General features: G+C 50.5%; 3 rRNA genes. All 3 read right to left on the bottom strand.

The annotated features are described in order from the left end of the window. Positions 1 to 45: 45 nt before the first annotated feature. A 5S ribosomal RNA gene (rrf, locus tag LI241_RS15355) occupies positions 46 to 159 on the bottom strand. 49 nt (positions 160 to 208) lie between these two features. Further along, positions 209 to 3,106, bottom strand: a 23S ribosomal RNA gene (locus LI241_RS15350). Between the two features lie 215 nt (positions 3,107 to 3,321). Then, positions 3,322 to 4,859 (bottom strand): 16S ribosomal RNA (locus LI241_RS15345). Together the 16S, 23S and 5S rRNA genes form the textbook arrangement of a ribosomal RNA operon. Between the last annotated feature and the right edge of the window lie 125 nt (positions 4,860 to 4,984).

Genomic DNA, 4,984 nt, shown 5'->3' with positions numbered 1-4,984 from the left:
TCTCTATATAGAAAAAAACCTGTCCTTCTCAGAACAGGTCTTCCTACCTGGCAACGTGCTATCTTTACTGGAGCTCGTCCAGCTATTGTCGCCGCTGAAGTGCTTAACTTCTGTGTTCGGGATGAGTACAGGTGTGTCCACTTCGCTTTCATCACCAGATCGCTTGAGGTCTCTCCCTCAAAACTGAATAACAGTCCAAACATTTCTTGTGATTAAGTCCTCGACCTATTAGTATCAGTCAACTTCACATATCGCTATGCTTCCATCCCTGACCTATCTACCTCGTCGTCTTCAAGGGGTCTTACTTCTTGCGAATGGGAGATCTCATCTTGGAGTAGGCTTCGCGCTTAGATGCTTTCAGCGCTTATCCCTTCCCTACTTAGCTACCCGGCTATGCTCCTGGCGGAACAACCGGTGCACCAGCGGTAGGTCCATCCCGGTCCTCTCGTACTAAGGACAGCTCTCCTCAAATCTCCTTCGCCCACAACAGATAGGGACCGAACTGTCTCACGACGTTCTGAACCCAGCTCGCGTACCGCTTTAATGGGCGGACAGCCCAACCCTTGGAACCGAATTCAGCTCCAGGATGCGATGAGCCGACATCGAGGTGCCAAACCTCGCCGTCGATGTGAACTCTTGGGCGAGATCAGCCTGTTATCCCCAGGGTAGCTTTTATCCGTTGAGCGACGGCCCTTCCATTCGGCACCGCCGGATCACTAATCCCGACTTTCGTCCCTGCTCGACCTGTTTGTCTCGCAGTCAAGCACGCTTCTGCATTTGCACTCGTCGATTGATTTCCATCCAATCTGAGCGTACCTTTGGGCGCCTCCGTTACTCTTTGGGAGGCGACCGCCCCAGTCAAACTGCCCACCTGACACGGTCCCTCATCCCGCTTAGGGATGCAGGTTAGAATTCCAATCAGACAAGAGTGGTATCCCAACAGCGACTCCTCATACACTGGCGTGCATGTCTCTTTGTCTCCCACCTATCCTGTACATCTCTGATCGAAACTCAATATCAGGCTGCAGTAAAGCTCCATGGGGTCTTTCCGTCTAGTTGCGGGTAACCTGCATTTTCACAGGTACTAAGATTTCACCGAGTCTGCTGCCGAGACAGCGCCCAAATCGTTACGCCTTTCGTGCGGGTCAGAACTTACCTGACAAGGAATTTCGCTACCTTAGGACCGTTATAGTTACGGCCGCCGTTCACTGGGGCTTCAATTCATTGCTTCGTATCGCTACTGACAAATCCTCTTAACCTTCCAGCACCGGGCAGGCGTCACCCCCTATACTTCGTCTTGCGACTTTGCAGAGAGCTGTGTTTTAGTTAAACAGTCGCTTGGGCCTCTTCACTGCGGCTTACTTTCATAAGCACTCCTTCTCGCTAACTTACGGAGTCATTTTGCCGAGTTCCTTGGCAACAGTTCTCTCGCTCACCTCAGGATCCTCTCCTTGCCCACCTGTGTCGGTTTTGGTACGGGCCGCTATGGAATATACTAGAAACTTTTCCTGGAAGCTGGCTACATATGCTTCGGTACTTGCCCTTGGGCGTTCCCTTACCTTTCACGCTTTACATCCTGATGACGCATTTCACTGCCATCCTGCTATACGCTTCGCCCACAATCCGTTCAGTGGGTCATACTTACCTTCTCCGTCATTCCTTCATTTCCATCGCGGGTACAGGAATATCTGCCTGTTTTCCATCCACTACGCCTTTCGGCCTCGCGTTAGGTCCCGACTTACCCAGGGCGGACGAACCTTCCCCTGGAATCCTTGGGCTATCGGTGTGTAGGATTCTCACCTACATCTCGCTACTCACACCGGCATTCTCACTTCTATGCGCTCCACCACTCCTCACGATATGGCTTCTACGCTGCATAGAACGCTCCCCTACCACTTGTATTCCTACAAATCCGCAGCTTCGGTAGCATGCTTAGCCCCGGTACATTTTCGGCGCAGGGTCACTCGACTAGTGAGCTGTTACGCACTCTTTGAAGGGTGGCTGCTTCTGAGCCAACCTCCTAGTTGTCTGTGCATCCCCACATCCTTTTCCACTCAGCATGCATTTTGGGACCTTAACTGGCGGTCTGGGCTGTTTCCCTTTTGACCATGGACCTTATCACCCACGGTCTGACTGCCGGGCATATCTTATGGCATTCGGAGTTTGATTATACTCAGTACCCCGGGATGGGGCCATCGTACATTCAGTGCTCTACCTCCACATGACTAAGCCTCGACGCTAGCCCTAAAGCTATTTCGGGGAGAACCAGCTATATCCGTGTTCGATTGGAATTTCTCCCCTAGCCACAACTCATCCGCCAACTTTTCAACGGGGGTCGGTTCGGTCCTCCATTCAGTTTCACCTGAACTTCAACCTGGTCATGGCTAGATCACACGGTTTCGGGTCTATGTCATCGTACTCTCGCCCTATTAAGACTCGCTTTCGCTTCGGCTCCGCATCTCCTGCTTAACCTCGCACGATAACATAACTCGCCGGTTCATTCTACAAAAGGCACGCCATCACCCTTTAACGGGCTCTGACTTCTTGTAGGCATACGGTTTCAGGTTCTCTTTCACTCCGCTCCCGCGGTTCTTTTCACCTTTCCCTCACGGTACTGGTTCGCTATCGGTCACTTGTTTATATTTAGCCTTGACGGATGGTCCCGCCTGCTTCCGACAAGATTTCTCGTGTCTCGCCGTACTCAGGATCCCACTAGGCTTCACATCGTTTTCGGATACGGGACTTGCACCCCCTACGGTCGGCCTTTCAATGCCGTTCTCCTAACAATCCTCTTGCCATATCGTGGTCCTACAACCCCATCTCTAGAGATGGTTTGGGCTCCTTCCCTTTCGCTCGCCGCTACTCAGGAAATCACTTTTGTTTTCTTTTCCTCCGGGTACTTAGATGTTTCAGTTCTCCGGGTACCTCTCTCATGGACTATGGATTCATCCATGGATGCCATCCTATTACAGATGACGGGTTTCCCCATTCGGATATCGACGGATCTTTGTGTACGTACCACTCCCCGTCGCGTTTCGCCGTTTGTTGCGTCCTTCTTCAGTTTCAAGTGCCTAGGCATCCACCGTACGCCCTTACTTACTTAATCACTTCTTCGTGTTTTTGCTTTCGGTTTGCTTGAGTATTACTGTTTGTTTAACTTTATACTCGTGAATATCTATTTTGTTTACAACTTTTACGTTATAGACCTTCTGTTATGTCTTTTCTGTTATTCAGTTTTCAAAGATCGACTTCTCTTGGAAGATTCTTTCGGTCTTCCAAAACCGAACAGGAAATATCTGCTTCTTTGTACTTTCTCCTTAGAAAGGAGGTGATCCATCCCCACGTTCCCGTAGGGATACCTTGTTACGACTTAACCCCAGTCATCGGTCCTACCTTCGACGGCTCACTCCTTGCGGTTATGCCACCGGCTTCGGGTATTACCAACTCCCATGGTTTGACGGGCGGTGTGTACAAGGCCCGAGAACGTATTCACCGCAGCATGCTGATCTGCGATTACTAGCGATTCCGACTTCATGAAGTCGAGTTGCAGACTTCAATCCGAACTGAGACGCCCTTTATGAGATTCGCTCCACCTCGCGGTGTCGCTGCTCTTTGTAGGCGCCATTGTAGTACGTGTGTAGCCCAGGCCATAAGGGGCATGATGATTTGACGTCATCCCCACCTTCCTCCGGTTTGTCACCGGCAGTCTCTCCTGAGTCCCCAACTTAATGCTGGTAACAGAAGACAAGGGTTGCGCTCGTTGCGGGACTTAACCCAACATCTCACGACACGAGCTGACGACAACCATGCACCACCTGTGTGATATATAGCTATCTTTCTATCTCTAGAACATTTATATCCATGTCAAGGCCTGGTAAGGTTCTTCGCGTTGCTTCGAATTAAACCACATACTCCACCGCTTGTGCGGGCCCCCGTCAATTCCTTTGAGTTTCACACTTGCGTGCATACTCCCCAGGCGGAGAACTTATTGCGTTAACTGCAGCACTGAATCTCTCCAACACTTAGTTCTCATCGTTTACGGCGTGGACTACTAGGGTATCTAATCCTATTTGCTCCCCACGCTTTCGTGCATCAGTGTCAGTTACAGACCAGGCGACCGCCTTCGCCACTGGTGTTCCTCCATATATCTACGCATTTTACCGCTACACATGGAATTCCATCGCCCTCTTCTGCACTCTAGCTCGACAGTTTCCAAAGCATACAACAGTTGAGCTGTTGCCTTTTACTTCAGACTTATCGTGCCACCTACGCACCCTTTACGCCCAATGATTCCGGATAACGCTTGCCACCTACGTATTACCGCGGCTGCTGGCACGTAGTTAGCCGTGGCTTTCTGGTAAGCTACCGTCACCCACATAGCATTTCCTCTATATGGCATTCTTCACTTACAACAGTGCTTTACGATCCGAAGACCTTCTTCACACACGCGGCATTGCTCGTTCAGGGTTCCCCCCATTGACGAAAATTCCCTACTGCTGCCTCCCGTAGGAGTTTGGGCCGTGTCTCAGTCCCAATGTGGCCGTTCACCCTCTCAGGTCGGCTACGCATCATCGCCTTGGTGGGCCGTTACCTCACCAACCAGCTAATGCGCCGCAGGTCCATCCATGTTCACACCCGAAGGTGCTTTAATATGAGGAAGATGCCTCCCTCATACCTATCCGGTTTTAGCTACCGTTTCCAGCAGTTATCCCGGGCACATGGGCAGGTTACCTACGTGTTACTCACCCGTTCGCCACTAAGTCTCTTTGGAAGCAAGCTTCCTAAAGACTTCGTTCGACTTGCATGTATTAGGCATGCCGCCAGCGTTCATCCTGAGCCAGGATCAAACTCTCCATTTGATTTAGCTCAAAACGTTTACTAACGTTTTTCTTATTTGTTTATCCGAGAATTTCTTCTCTTTTTCATTGAAATTGACGTTTCCTGTTCAGTTTTCAAAGACCGATAGCATCCACTGTTTGGTGGA

The organism is Longicatena sp. 210702-DFI.1.196 (assembly GCF_020563125.1).
In the GTDB taxonomy this organism is placed as follows: Bacteria; Bacillota_I; Bacilli_A; order Erysipelotrichales; family Erysipelotrichaceae; genus Longicatena; species Longicatena caecimuris.
Note: the sequence above shows the minus strand (reverse complement) of the source record. Positions and strands in the feature narration are given on the sequence as shown.